Annotated in this window: 18 protein-coding genes and 1 pseudogene; 9 read left to right on the top strand and 10 right to left on the bottom strand. The window is 67.2% G+C overall.

All coding sequences use genetic code 11. The annotated features are described in order from the left end of the window. The first annotated feature begins 70 nt into the window (after nucleotides 1-70). Nucleotides 71-763 (top strand): annotated as a pseudogene (locus KME82_RS09070) (DUF937 domain-containing protein). Between the two features lie 308 nt (nucleotides 764-1,071). On the opposite strand, the gene KME82_RS09065 reads toward KME82_RS09070, so the two are convergent. After that, the gene (locus KME82_RS09065; RefSeq protein ID WP_215498210.1) at nucleotides 1,072-2,307 is read right to left on the bottom strand and encodes a trans-sulfuration enzyme family protein; all 1,236 of its coding nucleotides are present in this window, start codon (nucleotides 2,305-2,307) and stop codon (nucleotides 1,072-1,074) included. Between the two features lie 90 nt (nucleotides 2,308-2,397). Here KME82_RS09065 and KME82_RS09060 point away from each other — a divergent pair, with 90 nt between their 5' ends. After that, the gene (locus tag KME82_RS09060; protein ID WP_215498209.1) at nucleotides 2,398-2,877 is read left to right on the top strand and encodes an Lrp/AsnC family transcriptional regulator; all 480 of its coding nucleotides are present in this window, start codon (nucleotides 2,398-2,400) and stop codon (nucleotides 2,875-2,877) included. A gap of 12 nt (nucleotides 2,878-2,889) precedes the next feature. On the opposite strand, the gene KME82_RS09055 is transcribed toward KME82_RS09060, so the two are convergent. Continuing rightward, complete coding sequence (locus KME82_RS09055) at nucleotides 2,890-3,312, bottom strand: RNA-binding S4 domain-containing protein (protein WP_215498208.1); 423 nt, start codon at nucleotides 3,310-3,312, stop codon at nucleotides 2,890-2,892. A 530-nt stretch (nucleotides 3,313-3,842) separates the two neighbouring features. Between KME82_RS09055 and KME82_RS09050 the strand changes: the two genes are divergently transcribed. Beyond that, nucleotides 3,843-5,387 carry an MATE family efflux transporter gene (locus KME82_RS09050; protein WP_215498207.1) on the top strand — a complete coding sequence of 515 codons (1,545 nt, stop codon included), beginning with the start codon at nucleotides 3,843-3,845 and terminating at the stop codon, nucleotides 5,385-5,387. A 58-nt stretch (nucleotides 5,388-5,445) separates the two neighbouring features. Here the strand turns inward: KME82_RS09050 and KME82_RS09045 are convergent, their stop codons facing one another. From KME82_RS09045 to ffh, 8 genes are all read right to left on the bottom strand, one after another. Next, on the bottom strand, nucleotides 5,446-5,811 hold the full coding sequence (locus KME82_RS09045) for a hypothetical protein (RefSeq protein WP_215498206.1): 366 nt from the start codon (nucleotides 5,809-5,811) through the stop codon (nucleotides 5,446-5,448). Nucleotides 5,812-5,971: 160 nt separating this feature from the next. Next, on the bottom strand, nucleotides 5,972-6,376 hold the full coding sequence (locus tag KME82_RS09040; RefSeq protein WP_215498205.1) for a hypothetical protein: 405 nt from the start codon (nucleotides 6,374-6,376) through the stop codon (nucleotides 5,972-5,974). Between the two features lie 196 nt (nucleotides 6,377-6,572). After that, nucleotides 6,573-6,977, bottom strand: a complete 405-nt coding sequence (gene rplS / locus KME82_RS09035) for a 50S ribosomal protein L19 (protein ID WP_036111591.1) — start codon at nucleotides 6,975-6,977, stop codon at nucleotides 6,573-6,575. Nucleotides 6,978-7,102: 125 nt separating this feature from the next. Beyond that, a complete protein-coding gene (gene trmD / locus KME82_RS09030) occupies nucleotides 7,103-7,939 on the bottom strand; it encodes a tRNA (guanosine(37)-N1)-methyltransferase TrmD (RefSeq protein ID WP_215498204.1) in 837 nt (278 codons plus the stop codon). 66 nt (nucleotides 7,940-8,005) lie between these two features. Further along, on the bottom strand, nucleotides 8,006-8,248 hold the full coding sequence (locus KME82_RS09025; protein ID WP_215498203.1) for a hypothetical protein: 243 nt from the start codon (nucleotides 8,246-8,248) through the stop codon (nucleotides 8,006-8,008). A gap of 62 nt (nucleotides 8,249-8,310) precedes the next feature. Beyond that, nucleotides 8,311-8,826 (bottom strand): ribosome maturation factor RimM, encoded by a 516-nt coding sequence (gene rimM, locus KME82_RS09020; RefSeq protein WP_036111597.1) that lies wholly within the window; start codon nucleotides 8,824-8,826, stop codon nucleotides 8,311-8,313. 47 nt (nucleotides 8,827-8,873) lie between these two features. Then, nucleotides 8,874-9,131 (bottom strand): 30S ribosomal protein S16, encoded by a 258-nt coding sequence (gene rpsP / locus KME82_RS09015; protein ID WP_215498202.1) that lies wholly within the window; start codon nucleotides 9,129-9,131, stop codon nucleotides 8,874-8,876. Between the two features lie 1,113 nt (nucleotides 9,132-10,244). After that, entirely contained in the window at nucleotides 10,245-11,612 is a 1,368-nt protein-coding gene (gene ffh, locus KME82_RS09010; protein ID WP_046656199.1) for a signal recognition particle protein, read from the bottom strand. A gap of 216 nt (nucleotides 11,613-11,828) precedes the next feature. Here ffh and KME82_RS09005 point away from each other — a divergent pair, with 216 nt between their 5' ends. The 6 genes from KME82_RS09005 to KME82_RS08980 all read left to right on the top strand — a co-directional run bounded on the left by KME82_RS09005 (nucleotide 11,829) and on the right by KME82_RS08980 (nucleotide 18,584). After that, nucleotides 11,829-12,620 (top strand): cytochrome C assembly family protein, encoded by a 792-nt coding sequence (locus tag KME82_RS09005; RefSeq protein ID WP_215498201.1) that lies wholly within the window; start codon nucleotides 11,829-11,831, stop codon nucleotides 12,618-12,620. A 286-nt stretch (nucleotides 12,621-12,906) separates the two neighbouring features. Next, nucleotides 12,907-13,365 carry a MarR family winged helix-turn-helix transcriptional regulator gene (locus KME82_RS09000; protein ID WP_036111610.1) on the top strand — a complete coding sequence of 153 codons (459 nt, stop codon included), beginning with the start codon at nucleotides 12,907-12,909 and terminating at the stop codon, nucleotides 13,363-13,365. Nucleotides 13,366-13,368: 3 nt separating this feature from the next. Continuing rightward, on the top strand, nucleotides 13,369-14,883 hold the full coding sequence (locus tag KME82_RS08995; protein WP_215498200.1) for an efflux transporter outer membrane subunit: 1,515 nt from the start codon (nucleotides 13,369-13,371) through the stop codon (nucleotides 14,881-14,883). Further along, nucleotides 14,880-16,073, top strand: a complete 1,194-nt coding sequence (locus KME82_RS08990; RefSeq protein WP_215498199.1) for an efflux RND transporter periplasmic adaptor subunit — start codon at nucleotides 14,880-14,882, stop codon at nucleotides 16,071-16,073. The genes KME82_RS08995 and KME82_RS08990 overlap by 4 nt, the downstream gene beginning before the upstream one ends. A 432-nt stretch (nucleotides 16,074-16,505) precedes the next feature. Continuing rightward, entirely contained in the window at nucleotides 16,506-18,080 is a 1,575-nt protein-coding gene (locus KME82_RS08985; protein ID WP_215498198.1) for a DHA2 family efflux MFS transporter permease subunit, read from the top strand. 285 nt (nucleotides 18,081-18,365) lie between these two features. Continuing rightward, on the top strand, nucleotides 18,366-18,584 hold the full coding sequence (locus tag KME82_RS08980; RefSeq protein WP_215498197.1) for a hypothetical protein: 219 nt from the start codon (nucleotides 18,366-18,368) through the stop codon (nucleotides 18,582-18,584). Nucleotides 18,585-19,315 lie beyond the last annotated feature (731 nt).

The following is a 19,315-nucleotide window of genomic DNA, read 5'->3' as shown; positions in this document are numbered from 1 at the left end:
CCGCCAGCATCACCCGGCACTCACGATTCGGCGCTAGCATCTGCTTTCCTCGCACCCCGGAACCCCCGCCATGAGCGCCTCGCTGACCGACGATCTTCTCAACCAACTTCAGGGCCAGCCGCTGGCGCAATTGGGCAGCCAGCTCGGCCTGTCGCAGCCGCAGACGCAGAGCGCGGTGAGCGCGGCGCTGGGGGGGGGGGGGGGGGGGGGGGGGGGCCAAAAAGCTCCGCAGATCGCTGAGCAGAGCGAGCGGTGAGCGCGGCGCTGATGCCGTTACGCCAGCCAGCCGCAGGGCGCGCAGGCGCTGTTCGGCGCATTGCAGCGCGACCATGCCGCGCCCGCGGCCAGCAGCGGCCTGGACCTGGGCAGCGTGCTCGGCGCGGTGCTCGGCGGCGGTGGCGGCAGTCCGCAGACCGACGGCGCCGGCATCCTCGGCCACATCTTCGGCGGCCGCCAGGACACCGCCGCGCAGGGCCTGGGCCAGGCGACCGGCCTGGAAGGCGGTCAGGCCAACGCCTTGCTGAAAATGCTCGCGCCCATCGTGCTGTCGTATCTGGCCCAGCGCATGTTCTCCGGCGGCGGCCAGGCCGCGGCCTCGCCGCAGCAGCTCGGCGACGTGCTCGGCCAGGAACATCAGCGCATCCAGCAACAAGGCTCGGCCGGCGGCCTGCTCAGCTCGGTGCTCGACCAGGACGGCGACGGCCAGCTCGGCCTGGGCGACCTGCTCAAGATCGGCGGCGGCCTGCTCGGCGGTCAACGCTGAAATCGCACGGCGCATTCGTCCGACGAACGCGCCGACCCGCAACGATCACGACAACGGCTGCGCTTCGGCGCGGCCGTTGCCGTTTTTGGCGCCTGCAGGAGCGGCGTGAGCCGCGACCGCGACCTCTCGCCCACGACGCAAGCCTGTTTCGCGGTCGCGGCTCACGCCGCTCGTACAGGCGGCTACGACACAACCCGATTTCGTGCGAGGCGCGAGCGTCGGATCGGGGCGAAGCCAATACGCGTCGCAACCGCTATCCGCGCAACGTGCGTGGCGCGGATAGCGCCGACGGCGCAGGCCGACACGACTTACGCCGCCTCGGCCCGTTCCGGCGTCGCCGCCATCGCCCGATCCAACGCCTGCGCCAGATCGGCCCACAAATCCTCGGCATGCTCGATCCCCGCCGACAGCCGCAGCAGTCCCGGGGTAATGCCGTTGGCGCGCCGATCGGCCTCGCTCACCACCCGATGGGTCAACCCGGCCGGATGCTGGATCAGCGTATCGACCGAGCCCAGGCTCACCGCCGGCGTGATCAAGCGCACCGCCGCCATCGCCGCCGCCGCCGCGCCGTGGCCGCCGTGCAATTCGAACGCGATCAGACAGCCGGGCCCACGCATCTGGCTGGACAGCAGATGCGCATTGCGCACCGTGCCCAGCCCCGGGTAATGCACCCGCTTCACCGCCGGGTGCCTCGCCAGGCGCTCGGCCAGGGTCTGCGCATTCGCCTGGGCGCGCTCCACCCGCAGCGCCAGCGTCGGCAGGCCGCGATGCAGCAGATACGCCGCCAGCGGATGCAGCAGCGCGCCGGTGGCCGCGCGCACCGTTCGCAGCGGCTGCGCGCGCGCTTCGTCGCAGCACACCACCCCGGCGATCACGTCGCCGTGGCCGCCGAGGAACTTGGTCGCGCTGTGCAGCACGTAACTCGCGCCCAGTTCGGCCGGGCTTTGCAACAAGGGCGTGGCGAAGGTCGAATCCACCAACACCGGCACCGCCGCGGCCGCGGCGACGACGGCGCGGATATCGACCAGATCCAGGGTCGGGTTGGCCGGGGTTTCGATCACGATCAACGCGGTGTCCGCGCGCAGCCGCGCGCCGATCTGTTCGGCCTCGACGAATTCGGCTTCGAGTCCGCACAGACCGCTGGCGAGCAGATGATCCGCGGTGCCGTACAGCGGCCGCACCACCAATACGTGCGCGCCGTGCTGGCGGCGTTCGAGCAGCACCGCGGTCAACGCCGCCATGCCCGAGCCGAAGGCGACGCAGGCCTGGGTGCCTTCGAGCTGGGCCAGGGCGGCCTCGGTGCGGGCCACGGTCGGGTTGTGCAGGCGCGCATAGATCGGATTGGCGGCCTGCGCCTGGCCGGCGACGAGCGCGTCGAAACTCGCGGTGCCGGCATCCAGGTCGGCGACCGGGTAGGTGGTCGACAGGTCCAGCGGCGGCGCGTGGACGCACAACCGGGCGAAATCCTCGCGTCCGGCATGCACGGCGCGGGTCTCGAAGCGGGTCTGCGGGCGGCTTTCGGGGTGAGCGTCGAAACGGGGCATGCCGGCGATCCTGTCGGAAATTACGCACGATTGTGAAACAGGATTTCCAACGGGATACCCTGACCGAACATTATTTCGAATAACGCCCTAATGAGCGCCCTGGACCGAATCGACTTCGCCCTGCTGCGACTGCTGCGAAAGAATGCGCGGCTGCCGAACAAGGACCTCGCCGAAAAGGTCGGGGTGGCGCCGTCGACCGCGCTGGAACGGATCCGGCGCCTGCGCGAATCGCGCGCCTTGCTCGGCTTCCATGCCGAGGTCGCGCCGGCCGCGGTCGGGATCGGCCTGCAGGCGATGATCGCGGTGCGCCTGACCCGGCATTCGCGCGAGCTGGTCGACAGCTTCCACGAGCACCTGCTGCGACTGGAGGAAGTGCTGGCCTTCTATCACGTGGCCGGCGCCGACGATTTCCTGGTCCATGTCGGCGTGCGCGACAGCGCGCACCTGCGCGACTTCGCCCTGAGCGCGTTCACCGAACGCACCGAGGTGGCGCATATCGAAACCCGCCTGATCTTCGAATTCCGCCGCAATCCCGAACTGCCGGTGTACGCGCGCGAAAGCGACGACTGACCTGGCCTGAGGCTATAGCGCGTCGATATCGCCCAGGGCCTTGATCAGGCGCCGCGCGCGCTTGTCCGGCTTGCCTTCCGGCGCGCGGTAACCGTTGCGCTCGGCGATGCGCGTGGCGCGCAGCTGTTCGCGCGCCAGGCGCGAGGCTTCGGTTTCGGCGTACAGCGCCTGCGCCACGCTGGCCGGACCGCGGTCATTGCTGAGCGCCAGCACCGCGACTTCGAACACTTCCTCGCCGCGCACGATGCGCAGGCCGTCGCCGACCCGCACCGCGCGCGACGCCTTGGCGTGCTGACCGCCGACTTCGACCTTGCCGGTCTCGACCGCCTGCCGGGCGAGACTGCGGGTCTTGAAAAAGCGCGCGGCCCACAGCCACAGGTCCAGGCGGACCGAAGCGGCCGGCGGCGCGGCGGGTGTTTCGGCTTGCTTGCTCATTGCTGCGGACGATAGCGGTGCATTGCCGAAGGATACGACGGGAAGCGCGAACGGTTGGCATGCTTTGGGGGCAGAAGCGAATTCCCCGGTTCCTCTTTTCAAAAGAGACGAAAAGCATCGCAATGCAACACGCCGCGGCGCCACGCCACGCCACGCCACACCACGCGAAAATCATGCCCACTTTGAAAAAGGGGGCAAGCGCCCCGCGCAACCATGCCTTCACCGCGTTGCGCTCGCGCGGGGGATTCGCTTTTGTGCGCAGATCGCCATGCACTGAAAGCAAAAGCCAATCCCCCTGCCCCGTTTTCCAACGGGGGAAAGCGGCATGCCGCGTTCAATAGGTTCATCAGTATTTCCGGGAATACGTCGCGCGATCTCGACCGTCTTCTTCAGCGCCAATCCTCATCCCCACGCCCGCTCGACCAACCCCAAGCAATAATTGACCTCTCCCGCCAAACCCAACACCACCCGCCCACGGTCCGCTCACCCCGCGCGGCGGCATACTGCGCCATCCCTGTCCGGACCCCGCCATGGCCCCCAGCACCCCGCGCGGCAGCCATCTGCTGACCGAAGGCCCGATCGGCCGCACCATGATTTCCTTCGCCCTGCCGATCATGGCCGGCAACGCCGCGCAATCGCTCAACGGCTCGATCAATTCGATCTGGGTCGGCCGCTACCTCGGCGAGGCGGCGCTGACCGCGACGGCCAACGCCAACAACATCATGTTCTTCCTGATCGGCTCGATCTTCGGCATCGGCATGGCCGCGACGATCCTGATCGGCCAGGCGATCGGCGCGCGCGACACCGCCCGCGCACGCCGGGTCATGGGCACCAGCGCGACCTTCTTCGTCGCCCTGTCGGTGCTGATCGCGATCGCCGGCTGGTTCATGGCCGACACCGTGCTGCGCGCGATGGGCACGCCGGCGCCCGCGCTCGCCCTGGCCGAGAGCTACCTGCGGGTAATCTTCCTGTCGATGCCGTTCCTGTACGCGTTCGCATTCTTCTCCGCGGCGCTGCGCGGCGCCGGCGATTCGCGCACGCCGTTCCGGTTCTTGTTGATGTCGGTGGCGCTCGACATCGTGCTCAATCCGCTGCTGATCTTCGGCTGGGGCCCGGTGCCGGCGATGGGCATCGCCGGTTCGGCCGCGTCGACCTTCTTCGCCCAGGGCCTGAGCCTGCTGGCGATGCTGCTGTACCTGCGGCGCAAGCGCCACGTGCTGTGGCTCGGCCGGCAGGACGCGCATCTGCTCAAGATCGACCCGGCGGTGCTGCGCGCGCTGATCGTCAAGGGCGTGCCGATGGGCCTGCAGATGGTGCTGATCTCGCTGGCGATGATCGCCATGATCAGCCTGGTCAACGCGCACGGCACCGGCACCGCCGCCGGCTACGGCGCGGCGCTGCAACTGTGGACCTATGTACAGATGCCAGCGATGGCGATCGGCGCGGCGTGTTCCTCGATCGCTGCGCAGAGCGTCGGCGCCGGGCGCTGGGACCGGGTCGACGCGACCGCGCGCACCGGCACCGGCTTCAATTTCCTGATGACCGGCGCCTTGATCGCGCCGCTGATTTTTTTCGATCGCTACACGCTCGCATTGTTCCTGCCCGAAGGCAGCGCGTCGTTCGAAATCGCCCGCCACCTCAACCACATTTCGATCTGGTCGTTCCTGTTCTTCGGGGTGACGTTCGTGATCTCCGGCGTGGTCCGCGCGACCGGCGCGGTGGTGCCGCCGCTGCTGATCCTGGGCTTCGCGCTGTGGGGCATCCGGGTGCCGTTCGCGACCTTGCTGCAACCGGTGATCGGCACCGACGCGCTGTGGTGGAGTTTCCCGGTCAGCGCGTTCTGCGCGATGCTGATGTCGCTGGCGTATTACCGCTGGGGCGGTTGGCGCCGCTCGCGGATGATGAGCCCGGCCGAACGCTCGGTCGCGCCGATCGCCACCCAGACCATCGCCACGCCGGCGGAAATCGGTGCGCAGCCGCCGGCGCCGGTGGCCGATGCGAGTCCGGAGGAACTCGTCAACGTGGCGCGCGACATTGACGACTCAAAGGCCGAGACCGAGCGCCCCTCGCGCTGACCCGTCGCGCGGCTCGATGCAGGCAACCCGTGGCCGCGTCGCGCGGCCATCGGCGCGCTCAGATGTCCTGCAGCGCCAGGGTGAACACGCCGGCCTCGCCCTTGTCGAACGCCTCGCGCCAGATCCGGTAGCCCTCCAGGTCGGCGTCGCGCACCGGCATGTGGCCGATCACGCGCGGCTCGACCTCGGCCACGCGGGTGCCGACGATCGGGAAGTGGCCGAGCAGGCGCAGCGCCTTGAGTTCGTTGACGTCGGCGACATGCTCGCGCAGCACTTCCTCGGCGGTATGGGTGTCGAACTTGCGCAGCGACAGGGCGTCGCGTCCGTCGGGCAAGGCGTCGATGCGCTGGACCCAGAAGAAGCCCCACGCGCCGTCGCTGCGCTGATAGGTGCAGATATCGCCTTCGGACAAACCCGGATTCACGTTGCGCTCTCCTGCCGCGGGGGCGGCACTGCCGACGGCCGACGCCGCGTCGGGAATCTAGCGCGAACCGGGCGCGGCGCACAGCGCCGGATGCGGCCAGATCGCGGGGCAATCGCGGTCATGCCCGCGTCGCTGCGGACCGATGCGCGCCGATGCGCATCTAGGCCGGCGCGTAGATATCGAAACGTCCGTCCTCGCCGACCTGCACGACGGGGTTCGGGTTCGGCTCGCCGTCCTCGCGCTCGGCGGCGATCAGCATTTCGCGCAAGTCGCCGCTGTCGATCGCGCCGGCGAGAAATTCGATCAACTCGGGCTTGCGCGCGATCGCGAACGCACCGGCGAAGCGGCGCGTGCGGCCCTTGGCGACGACCCGTTTTTGCGCGAGCCAGTAACGCCCGTCGGCAAGTTCGGCCGCGAGCGCATCGAGCGTTCGAGGCGAATGGGTTCTGCTTGGGTTGTGGACGACCGCGAGCATGGCGAAGAAACGCGCGCTCGCCAGTTCGCTGGATACGAGCGCGCTGTCGGCGCAGGCGCGCAGCGCGGCGAATCGGTAGAGATTGCGCATGCCGGGTTCTCCGCGCGGGTATGGGTCGAGGTCGGCGCAATCAACGAATTCGGCGAGGCGGATTCTACGAATCGATTGCAATGCCCCGGGCTCGACTCATCCGGCCGATGCGGCCGCAATCGCCACCGTAGAAACGCAAACGGCCGCCTCGCGGCGGCCGTTCGTGGCATTGCGCGCCGGGCGCGCGATGCGCGAATTACTCGGCGGCGGCGCCCGAAGCGTTCTTGGCGCGCGCGTACGCGGCCAGATCTTCCTTGATGCGCGCCTTCTTGCCCTGCAGACCACGCAGGTAGTACAGCTTGCCGGCGCGGACCTTGCCGCGGCGCTTGACGTCGACCGAGTCGATGATCGCGCTGTGGGTCTGGAACACGCGTTCGACGCCGAAGCCGTGCGAGATCTTGCGCACGGTGAACGAGGAGTTCAGGCCGCCGTTCTTGATCGCGATGACCACGCCTTCATAGGCCTGGACGCGCTCGCGCGTGCCTTCCTTGACCTTGACGTTGACGACGATGGTGTCGCCGGGGCTGAAGTCGGGCAGCTTGCGGGTGATCTGCTCGGCTTCGAAATTCTGCAGCAGCGTGTGGAGCGAGGGCTTGTTCATGGTTACGGCCTGTTGGATTAGTTGTTGCGCGAGTGCACGTGGACCCGCGTCATGGCATCGGTACAGCAAAGGGGTACAGCTAAGCGACTAATTATAACGAGCTTTTTTCCCGCGGCGCTAGAGGCTCAGGGCGTTTCGCCAGCCTGCGGGCCTGGCTGAACGGGCGATTGCGGGCTGGAAACGCTTCCAGCCGCCGCCTGGGCATCTTGCTCAGCTGCCTGGGCCGCGGCCAATTCGGCCCGGTAGGCCGCGATCAGCTTGCGGTCGGCCTTGGACAGCGCGGCCTCGTCGAACAGGTCCGGGCGCCGCTGCCAGGTCCGTCCCAGCGACTGCTGGCGGCGCCATTTGGCAATTTCGGCGTGGTTGCCCGACATCAGCACCGGCGGCACCGAACCCAGTTCGTGTTCGACCGGGCGGGTGTAATGCGGGCAGTCGAGCAGGCCGTCCTCGAAACTGTCCTGGACCGCCGATTCGGCGTCGCCGAGCGCGCCGTCCTGCAGCCGCGCGACCGCGTCGACAATCACCGCCGCGGCCAGTTCGCCGCCGGACAGCACGTAGTCGCCGATCGAGATTTCCTCGTCGACCTCGGCCTGGATCAGCCGCTCATCGACGCCTTCGTAGCGGCCGCACAGCAGGATCAGACGTTCGTGCCCGGCCAGTTCGCGGACCTTGGCCTGATCCAGACGCGCGCCCTGCGGGCTCATGTAGATCACCCGGGCCGGCGCCGGATCGGCCTGGCGCGCGGCGCGGATCGCCGCACGCAGAGGGTCGATCAACATCACCATGCCAGGCCCGCCGCCGAACGGACGCTCGTCCACGCGGCGGTAATTGCCTTCGGCGTAATCGCGCGGATTGAAGCCGTGCAGCGACAACAGCCCGCGCTCGCCGGCCCGGCCGACCACGCCGAACGCCGCGCATTGCGCGACGAATTCGGGGAACAGGCTGATCAGGTCGATACGCATGAGGCGGCTGGAACCGTTGAATTGAGCGGACTGAACAGGAAAGCGAACGCTTGCGCCAAACCGTGCTCAGGCCAAATGCTGAAGAAAATCGTCCACTTCCCGGTCGGACGCCTGCCAAGCCTCACCGCGTATTTCGATCATCGCGATCAAGCCCAACACTTCCACCGGATTATCGGCAAGAAACGAATATCCGTTCTTGCTTGCCAGACAGCAGCCCGGCAACTCGGGATGGCGCTCGACCGTATAGCCTTTCTGCAACAACGCCGAATAAGCGGGAGCCCGGGTATTGCCGGCCATTGCGATGCGCATGTCGACCTCGCGAAGTATCCGGTGGAAGCCGGCGCAGTCGCGCGCGGATCGGACGAACGCGCTTAAAAATCCGGATCCCAATCGACCGTCACGAGGTTGGCCTCGAAGTCGACCGACAGCACGTACTGCGGAATCACGAACGGAATCATGCGCTCGCGTTCGTCGTCGCGGGCGACCAGCACGTCGTTGGCGCCGGTGGAGAACAGGTGCGAGACCGTGCCCAGCGATACGCCATCGACGGTGGCCACGCGCAGGCCTTCCAGGTCGACCCAGTAGTATTCGCCGTCTTTCGGCGGCGGCAGGGCCGAACGCGGAACGTAGATTTCGGTGCCGCGCATGGCTTCGACCGTGTCGCGGTCGCTGACATCGGGAAACGTGGCGATCAGGAATTTGCCGCTTTCGCGGCCACGCACGCCCGACAGCTCGCGCTCGCGGCCCTGCGGGTCGCGGACGATCCAGGGCTGGTAGCGGAAGATCGAGGCGCGCGGCTGAGTCCAGGACTCGAGCTTGGCTTCGCCGCGAATGCCGAAAGCGCCGAGCACCCTGCCCAGCAGGAGGCGGCGCGAGGAGTCGCTCATGGGTGCGTTGGAAGGGCCGCGCGGGCTGACCTGCGCGGCCCGCCGGCTCAGGCGGCCGGAGCGGCCTTGACGGCCTGCTTGTACAGGTCGGCGACCTTGTCGGTGAGCTGCGCGCCCTGGCCGACCCAATGCTTCACGCGATCGAGGTCGAGCTCGACGCGCTTCTCGGCGCCGGCGGCGACCGGGTTGTAGAAACCGACGCGCTCGATGTTGCGGCCATCGCGGGCGCTACGGCTGTCGGTGACGATGATGTGGTAGAACGGACGCTTCTTGGCGCCGCCGCGGGTCAGTCGAATCTTGACCATGGGGTCTGTTTTCCTGTGTTGCCCAGCCGTCGGAATGACGGGGTAAGCCGGAAAGTTTAACCGATTCCGTGGCTTGGGCAAACCCGGGCCCCTGACGGGCCCGGATCCCCGCGCTTCCCTGCCCTGCCGCGCCGTCCCTGGCGCCGACACCCGCTTCCCTCGGATGCCGCCCGGCGGGCGCCGCCGTCCTGTCGCCGCCCGCCTTTGCGCCGGTTCCGCCCCCCGGAACCGGTCTTCCCCGAACCTTCGTTGCCCGCGGCCTGGTGCTCGCGGGTTGCTGCTGTTTGCGGCCCTGCGGATGGCGGCAGGTCGGTCCTGATGGCCCCGGCCTGCTTGAGGCTCTGCGCTTGGATCGGATCGCCCCCTTTTCGTCTATCCGCCCCGTGCCTCGCCGTTCCGTGAGCCCCGCCGTTCCGTGAACACAGAATCGCCCGTCGCCGTCTCTCAGCCCGAGAACGCGCGACGCCGTTTGTCGGCGAGTGGCGGTGCTTGAAAACCGATGCGCCCGGGGGCCGGAGTTGGCTGCTGATTGCGCCGGTTTCGCGCGGCGCTTTTATCGTTGGGCGTGCTTTGCTTTTGCTTTGCCTTTGCCGTGAAAAATGGCTGCGCAATTGGCGAAGTTGCGCGGTCGCGACTCGCGTCGCTCCTACAGGGGGCGATTGGGGGCGCGCGATGATCGGGAGCGCGCGATAGATGGCGAGGTGATGTGCGACTGCGAGAGAAGACGCTTTTGCCTTTCGCTCGTCATCCCCGCGAAAGCGGGGATCCAGGGCTTCACCTGGGTGCGGCATGAAGTCTGTGCGATCTGTTGAATCCACACGATGTTCGAACGTTCGACGATGCAAATGCAAATAAGGTTCGGCGGTGTACGCGGCATCGCGAGGCATGCGCCGGTTCGAAAATGCGCCGACGTGCCTGCGGGTTCGTGCGTTGGGACGGGACGATTCGCCAGGAAAGATCGCGGCGCAATCGGCGTGCTTGCGCGGTCGCGACTTGCGTCGCTCCTACAGGGAGTAATCGGGCATCGCGATGCGGGAAGAATCCGCCTGCGCCCACAACGAAAACGGCGGCCAATGGCCGCCGTTTTTGGTTCCCCCGCAATGCCTGCGAAACTCAGCGGAACGGCATGCCGCCGCGTCCGCCCATCATGCCCTTCATGCCGCGCATCAGGCCCTTCATGCCGCCGCCGGAAAGCTTGCTCATCATCTTTTCCATCTGCTGATACTGCTTCATCAGCTTGTTGACGTCGGCCGGCGTGAGGCCCGAGCCCTTGGCGATGCGCGCGCGGCGCGAGCCATTGAGCAACGCCGGGTTGCGGCGCTCTTTCTTGGTCATCGAATTGATGATCGCGACCATGCGCGGCACTTCCTTGCCGGTGACCTGGTTCTTGACCGCGTCGGGGATCTGGCCCATGCCCGGCAGCTTGTCCATGAGGCCGTGCAGGCCGCCCATGTTCTGCATCTGCTCGAGCTGGTCCTTCATGTCGTTGAGATCGAACTTCTTGCCCTTGGCGACCTTCTCGGCGAGCTTTTGCGCCTTGTCCTTGTCGACCTGCTGCTCGACCTGCTCGACCAGCGACAGCACGTCGCCCATGTCGAGGATGCGGCTGGCGACGCGGTCGGGGTGGAACACGTCCAGGCCGTCGGGTTTTTCGCCGACGCCGATGAACTTGATCGGCCGGCCAGTGACGTAACGCACCGACAACGCGGCGCCGCCGCGCGCGTCGCCGTCGGTCTTGGTCAGCACCACGCCGGTCAGCGGCAACGCTTCGCTGAAGGCCTTGGCGGTGGTCGCCGCGTCCTGGCCGGTCATCGAGTCGACCACGAACAAGGTTTCGACCGGCGAGACCGCGGCGTGCAGCGCCTTGATCTCGCTCATCATCGCTTCGTCGATGGCGAGGCGGCCGGCGGTATCGATCAGCAGCACGTCGACGTAGGACTTGCGCGCATCGGCGATCGCGGCGCGGGCGATGTCGACCGGCTTTTGCGAGGCGTCGGAGGCGAAGAACAGCACGTCGACCTGTTCGGCCAGTTGCTTGAGCTGTTCGATCGCGGCCGGACGGTAGACGTCGGCCGAGACCACCATCACCTTCTTCTTGCGGCGTTCTTTCAGGTGCTTGGCGAGCTTGCCGACCGTGGTGGTCTTGCCGGCGCCCTGCAGGCCGGCCATCAGGATCACCGCCGGCGCCGGCACGTTGAGGTTCAGGTCGGTGGCCTGCGAGCCCATGACCGTGGTCAGTTCGTCGCGCACCACCTTGATCAGGGCCTGGCCCGGGGTCAGCGACTTGAGCACTTCCTGGCCGACCGCGCGCACCTTGATGCGTTCGATCAGCGCCTGCACCACCGGCAAGGCCACGTCGGCCTCGAGCAGGGCGATGCGCACTTCGCGCAGCGACTCGCGGATGTTCTCTTCGGTCAGACGGCCGCGGCCGCGCAGGCGCTCGATGGTGCCGGACAGGCGTTGGGTCAGGGATTCGAACATGGCGTGGTCGGCAGGGCGAAACGACAGGGGCGGCAAGTATAGCCGCAGCCGTCGAACCCCGATCGACCGCGCGCCCTTCCCGATTCCCGATTCCCGATTCCCGATTCCCGATTCCCAATTCCCGATTCCCAATTCCCGATTCCCGATTCCCGAATCCCGAATCCCGATTCCCGAATCCCGAATCCCGAATCCCAACGCTTGTGCCACACTTCGTCGATGACAATCGTTCTCATCGCCGTCGTTCTCTACCTGACCGCGACCGGTCTGCTGATCGCCGCGGTGCGCCGCGAGCGCGGACGCGAGGCGCGTTTGTGGCTGTTGCCGGCCAATCTGGCGGTGCTGCTGCACGGTGCGGCGCACTTCATCGCCTGGCGTATCGCCGGCGGCGCCGACCTGCATTTCTTCGCCGCCCTGTCCCTGGTCGGGCTGGGTATGGCGGTGCTGACCGCGATCTTCGGCGCGGCCGGGCGCATGGCCGCGCTGGGCGTGGTGGTGTTCCCGCTGGCCGCGCTGATGCTGGTGTCGTACCAGTTGTACGGCCACGTCCAGCACCCCGAGCCGCTGGACTGGCGCCTGCAGTTGCACGCCTGGTTCGCACTGCTCGCCTACGCCACGCTGGCGGTGGCGGCGCTGTTCGCGCTGATGCTGTGGCTGCAGGAGCGCGCACTGCGGCGGCGCGAATTCCACGGCTGGCTGCGCGCGCTGCCGCCGCTGGTCGAGCTGGAAAGCCTGCTGTTCCGGACCATCGCGGTCGGTTTCATCCTGTTGACCGCGACCTTGCTGACCGGCGTGCTGTTCGTCGAGAACCTGCTCGCCCAGCACCTGATGCACAAGACCGTGCTCAGCGTGCTGTCGTGGCTGGCCTTCGGCGGCCTGCTGCTGGGCCGCTGGCGCTACGGCTGGCGCGGCGTGGTCGCGGTGCGCTGGACCCTGGCGGCGATGGCCTTGCTGATCCTGGCCTTTTTCGGCAGCAAGTTCGTGCTCGAAGTGATCCTGCGGCGGGTCTGAACGGCGCACCGAAGCGTCTCTGCCCGGGCAACGCAGCTGTCGTCCAGGCACCCAAAAGCCGACCCTGAATCCGGGGAAACACCCGCACCGGCCGCTTTTGGCCGCAAGTGCGGGCGCACGCCGTGCCCGACGCCCGCGCCTCGACGTTCCGGCCCGATCACCTGCAACCCAGGCCAGGCAACGGTCTACACACGTTCCACACGTGGCTGGCGGCTGCCTGAATAGGTGCTTGTTAGAACAATATTTGCATTGACAACTATTGCGCGGGCGAGCAACATGCCGCGCCATGACGACCTCGACCCCCAACCAGCCCTGCTCGACCTCCAACCTCGGCCTGCTGTTCCGCCAGGTGCGCGACGCGATGTGGGCGCAGATGGAACGCGAGCTGGCGCAGGCCGGCCACGACCTCACCTTCAGCCAGTTCATCACCCTCAAGGAACTGGCGATCGGTACCGCCGGGGTCACCGAACTGGCGCGCGCCGCGCAGCTCAATCCCGGCGCCATGACCCGTTTGCTCGACAAGCTGGAAAGCCGCGGCTTCGTCGTGCGCGTGGCCGATCCCGACGATCGCCGCGCGCTCAACATCCACCTGACCGAAACCGGCACCGCGATCTGGGAAGACATCGACCAGTGCGGCAAGCGCGTACGCGAGCGCGCCATGGCCGGCCTGAGCGACAGCGATCGCGATCAGCTGTATCGCCTGCTCGAACAAGTTCGCGACAACCTCTCACTCTCCGGTTCCTGAGCCATGTCCTCTCTCGACCCTCGCCCGCGCCGCGGGCTGCTTTACGTGCTCACGCCGCTGGCCGCCGCGCTGATCCTGGCCGGCTGCGCCAGCACCCGCGGCCTGGAGCCGTCCGGCCACGCGCTCGACGCCGACAGCCTGCAGGCCACCCGCAGCCTCGCCCAGGTGTCGGCGGCCGAATTTCCCAAGCGCGACTGGTGGACCTCGCTCGGCGACGCCCAGCTCAACGCGCTGATCGACGAAGCCCTGACCGGCACGCCCAGCCTCGACGCCGCCGACGCGCGCGTGCGCCAGGCGGTCGCCCAGGCCGGGCTGGCCGATGCCGCGCGCAAGCCGACCGTCGGCGCCGCCGCCCAGTACTCCGGGGTCGAACTGCCTTCGACCCTCGCTCCCGATCCGATCGGCGGCAAGTACCTCGGCGCGCACGTGCTGATGCTCGAATTCAAGTACAGCCCCGACCTGTGGGGCGGCAAGCGCGCGCGCTGGCAGGCCGCGCTCGGCCAGACCCGCGCGGCCGAAGTCGAAGCGCAGGCAGCGCGCCTGACCCTGTCGTCGAACATCGCCCGCGCCTATGTGTCGCTGGCGCAGTCGTTCGAAGCGCTGGATGTGGCGACTTCGGAAAAGCAGCGCTCTGATCGCCTGCTCGGCCTCGGCCAGCAACGGGTCAAGGCCGGCCTGGACAATCAACTGCAGATCCGCAACGCGCAGAGCGCCAGCGCCAGCGCCGATCAGCAGATCCAAGCCGCGCAACAACAGATCGACGCCACCCGCAACGCGCTCGCCGCGCTGCTGGGCAAAGGCCCCGATCGCGGCCTGGAGATCGCCCGCCCGACCCTGCTCGCGGCGAAGAACCCGGCGGTGCCGTCGGTGCTGCCAAGCGAATTGCTCGGCCATCGTCCCGACGTGGTCGCCGCGCGCTGGCGGGTCGAAGCCAGTTCGCACGGGATCAAGGCGGCCAAGGCCGACTTCTATCCGACCGTGAACCTCAGCGCGATCGTCGGCCTCGCTACCGGCCACCTGTCGGACCTGTTCACCAGCGAAGCCAAACTGCTGCAAGGCGGACCGGCCTTCAGCATGCCGATCTTCGACGGCGGCCGTCTGCGCAACAACCTCGCCGACACCGACGCCGAGTACGACCTCGCGGTCGCGAACTACAACCAGAGCCTGATCGGCGCGCTGCGCGAAGTCGCCGACGCGGTGCAGAGCTCGCGTTCGCTCGACGGCCAGATCGTCTCGGCGCAGCAGGCGCGCGACGCTGCGCAGCAGGCCTGGCAGATCGCCAGCAGCCGCTACCGCGCCGGCCTGGGCACCCAGCTCGACGTGCTCTCGGCGCAGCGCCCGCTGCTGCAACTCGACCAACAACTCGCCGGCCTGCGCGCACAGCGCTACGCCGCGCAGATCGACCTGGACCGCGCGCTCGGCGGCGGGCTCGAACTCAGTTCGCCCGACCCGGTCGCGTCCACCGTTCCCAACGAATCCTCCAATACCCAAGTTATCGCGAAGGCCCCGACGCCATGACCACCGAAGTGAACCCTCAAGCCGCGGTCGCGCCGGCCGCGCCGCCGAAGAACAACAACCGCCGCAAGGCGCTGACGATCCTGCTGGCGGTGGTCGTGATCGCCGCGATCTCGTGGACGCTGTACTACATGCTCGTGCTGCGCTGGCATCAGGACACCGACGACGCCTACGTGCAGGGCAACGTGGTCAACATCACCCCGCAGGTGATCGGCACCGTGGTCAGCATCGGCGCCGACGACGGCATGAAGGTCAGCGCCGGCCAGGTGCTGGTGCAGCTCGATCCGAACGACGCGCAGGTCGCCTACGACCAGGCCACCGCGAATCTGGCGAACACCGTGCGCCAGGTGCGCGGTCTGTTCAGCGCGGTCGACGCCGGCCAGGCCGATCTGTCGGCGCGCGAAGTCGCGGTGCAGAAGGCCCGCTCCGACGTCAAGCGTCGCGAAGGCCTGGTCGCCAGCGGCGCGGTCTCGGCCGAGGAACTGGCGCATGCGCGCGACGAACTGGCCTCGGCCGAAGCGGCGATGTCGTCCTCGCGCGGCTCGCTGGCGCGCAATCGCGCGCTGGTCGACGCGACCACCGTCGCCAAGCAGCCGCAGGTCGCCGCGGCCGCCGCGCAACTGCGTCAGGCGTACTTGAACCTGCAACGCTCGGCCATCGTCGCGCCGGTCAGCGGTTATGTCGGCAAGCGCAACGTGCAGCTCGGCCAGCGCGTGCAGCCGGGCACCGCGCTGATGACGATCATCCCGCTCGATCAGGTCTGGGTCGAAGCCAACTTCAAGGAAACCCAGCTCGCCAAGATGCGCATCGGCCAGCCGGTCGACGTGCATTCGGATCTGTACGGCGGCGACGTGACCTACCAGGGCAAGGTCGTCAGCCTCGGCATGGGCACCGGCAGCGCGTTCTCGCTGCTGCCGGCGCAGAACGCCAGCGGCAACTGGATCAAGATCATCCAGCGCGTGCCGGTGCGGATCGAGATCGAACCCAAGCAACTGGTCGAACACCCGCTGCGCCTGGGCCTGAGCATGCACGTCGATGTCGGCATCCGCGAGCAGACCGGCGCGGTGCTGGCCGCGGCGCCGCCGGCCAAGCCGGTGCTGGTCACCGACGCCTACGCTAAGCAACTGCACGAGGCCGACGCGATGATCGAGAAGATCGTGCGCGACAACCTGCCGGGCATGCAGCACGGCTGATCGCTGTTGTTGCGTGCCGCGTTGTGCTGGAGCGCTTCGGCTGTTGTGGGAGGGTCTTTAGCCCCGACGCTTTTCGATCCGACTGCGCGACCTGAGCGGAAAGCGCCGGGGCTCAAGCCCCTCCCACAACAGCCGAAGCCTCTGCCACGGAAAGCGCAAGGCGCTCGCGCAAACGCTCCGACGTTCCACGAGAAAGATTTCAACCCGCAGCAAAGACGAAGCGCCTCCCCCACGTCGTTCTTCGTCTGTCGTTCGCGATGCATCGTTTCGAAGTTGCTGCGCCCGCGCGCGGCTTCGACCTCCCCCCACGATGCAGCGCGAACTCCGAAACCGTCATTGCGGCGCAAGCCGCAATGACGGGGACCGGAGCGCTCCACCTCCGCTCTTGGTTCCGCGCCCACGCGCGGCTCACCCGAACCGACAGGCCGATCGATGTCCGCCACCACCGCCAATGCCGCCGCCGCGCCCGCGCCGCAAGCCGGCTTCCGGCCACCCAATCTCGCATTGACCACGCTGGGCCTCGCGCTCGCCTCGTTCATGCAGGTGCTCGACACCACCATCGCCAACGTGTCCTTGCCGACCATCTCCGGCAACCTCGGCGGCAGCAGCAGCCAGGCGACCTGGGTGATCACCTCGTTCGCGGTCAGCAACGCCATCGCGCTGCCGCTGACGGGTTTCTTCACCCGCAAGTTCGGCGAACGCAAGTTGTTCATGTGGGCGACGATGCTGTTCGTGATCGCCTCGTTCCTGTGCGGCCTGGCCAACTCCATGGGCCTGTTGGTGACCGCACGCGCGCTGCAGGGCTTCGTCGCCGGACCGATGTACCCGGTCACCCAGGCGCTGCTGATCTCGATCTACCCACCGCATAAACGCGGGCAGGCCATCGCCTTGCTGGCGATGGTGACCGTGGTCGCGCCGATCGCCGGCCCGATCCTCGGCGGCTGGATCACCGACAACTACAGCTGGGAATGGATTTTCTTCATCAACATTCCCATCGGCATCTTCGCCTGCCTGGTGGTCGCCAACCAGCTGCGCGGCCGGCCGGAGCGGCTGGAAAACCCGAAGATGGACTACATGGGCCTGGCGATGCTGGTGCTCGGCGTGGCCGCGCTGCAGATCATGCTCGACCTGGGCAACGACGAAGACTGGTTCAACTCGACCAAGATCGTGGTGCTGACCCTCGTCGCGGTGGTCGCGCTGACCGTGTTCGTGATCTGGGAACTGACCGAGCGCGATCCGATCGTCAACCTGCGCCTGTTCCGCCACCGCAACTTCGCCGCCGGCACCGCGGCGATGGTGCTTGCGTATGCGGCGTTCTTTTCGATCAGCCTGCTGGTGCCGCTGTGGCTGCAACGCAACCTGGGCTACACCTCGATCTGGGCGGGCCTGGCGACCGCGCCGATCGGCATCCTGCCGGTATTGCTGACGCCGTTCGTGGGCTTGTACGCGGCGCGTTTCGATCTGCGTCTGGTCGCCAGCGCCGCCTTCATCGTGATGGCCTTCACCAGCTTCATACGCTCGGGCTTCAACCTGGACGTCGACTTCAACCACGTCGCCATGGTGCAGTTGTGGCAAGGTCTGGGCGTGGCGTTGTTCTTCATGCCGGTGTTGACGATCCTGCTATCGGACCTGGAGCCGCACGAGATCGCCGCGGGCTCGGGGCTGGCGACCTTCGTGCGAACGCTCGGCGGCAGCTTCGCCGCCTCGCTGACCACCTGGGCCTGGAGCCAGCGCAGCACCATCCACCACGCGCAGTTGACCGAACACATCGCCGCCAACGATCCGGTCATCCAGCAGACCGTCAACACGCTCGGCAACGGCGATCCCACCCGCGGCGCGTTGGCCTTGAACCAGATGATCTCGCAACAGGCCGCGCAGATCGGCTTCAACGAAATGCTGCATCTGATCGGCATCCTGTTCCTGGTGGTGACCGTGTTCGTGTGGTTCGCCAAACCGCCGTTCAGCGCCAAGGCCGGCGGCGGCGCGGCGGCGGCGGGCGGGCACTGATCCGCGCATCGCATTCGATCCGGGTCTGATCGGACCGGGATCGAGTGCGGCATTCATCGCATCGGATCGAAAAGCGTCGGGCCTGGAAGGCCCTCCCACAAGAGACCTCGCAGGCGGCGAAGTGTCTTGTGGGAGGGCCTTCCAGGCCCGACGCCTTTCGCTCGGACGCCTCGCCCCTGCGAGCGAGCGCGTACTCGTCACACTCTTCAACTTCGTACATTGACCGGCGTTCGCGAAGCTTCGCATGATGCACGCGCCCCGCTCCGGGGCGAGGAGGACGGCATCATGAGCAAGAAATCAAGGAAGCTCGGCATCGGCGCGCTGGTCGCGGTGTGCTTCGGCTTTGCCCTGTCGCTGAGCGCCACGGCCGGCGGTTCGTGCGACCAGTGCTGGCGCACCTGCGAGATCGAGTATGCCGAGTGCATGCAGGTGGTCGGCGATGACTACAAGTGCGGCGTCAACTATCGGTCCTGCGGTATCGCCTGTGGTTGCGAAATTCCGTGATCGCGACGGGATGATCGAGGGCGTGGCTAGCGCGTAGGGCGCTGGCCACGTTTTGGTTTTGGTTTTGACTTTGGCAGTTTCGCCTCAGCCAAATGCAGGCATCACCGCCGATGCCGTAAAGCCCATGAATCGCGCTACCGCGCGCACCTGAAGCACGATGCAGCGCGGCGTCATGGCCTGCCTGTAGGAGCGACGCAAGTCGCGACCGCGTCATCGCGACAACATCGAGATTTACGCGGTAGTCGTGTTTTCGCGGTCGCGGCTTGCGCCGCTCCTACAAGGAGGCCATGTGGCTTTCGCCTGAAGTCAGATTTCACTCCCAGCGCTGCGAGGCATGTAACTCGCGTTAGCAAAAGCACACCCGGAGGGCGGTGTGCAGGATGCACGCCGTGCGCCACCGGGACATGGATGTCCCGTGTGGCGCATGCCTGCGTATGCTCCGCACTTGCGGGCCCTTGATCCACAAAAAAGCGTTTTTCTTTGGTTACCTTTCTTTTGTCGCTTTTGACAAAAGAAAGTAACTCGGCCGCTTGCGGACGAAAGCCGTTGCCTTTGCCTCAAAGGCTCTAGAGCTTCAAAGCTCTAAAGCTTTAGGAGCTACAAGCAGGATCAAAAGCTTCCGCCACTAAAGCGGCGGGTCACTTTCTTTTGTCAAAAGCGACAAAAGAAAGGTAACCAAAGAAAAACGCTTTTCTGTGAATCAAGAGCCCGCAAGTGCGGAGCATACGCAG

Origin of the sequence: Lysobacter capsici, assembly GCF_018732085.1 — a bacterium.
Lineage (GTDB): Bacteria > Pseudomonadota > Gammaproteobacteria > Xanthomonadales > Xanthomonadaceae > Lysobacter > Lysobacter capsici_A.
This window is presented reverse-complemented; position numbering and strand designations above follow the sequence as displayed.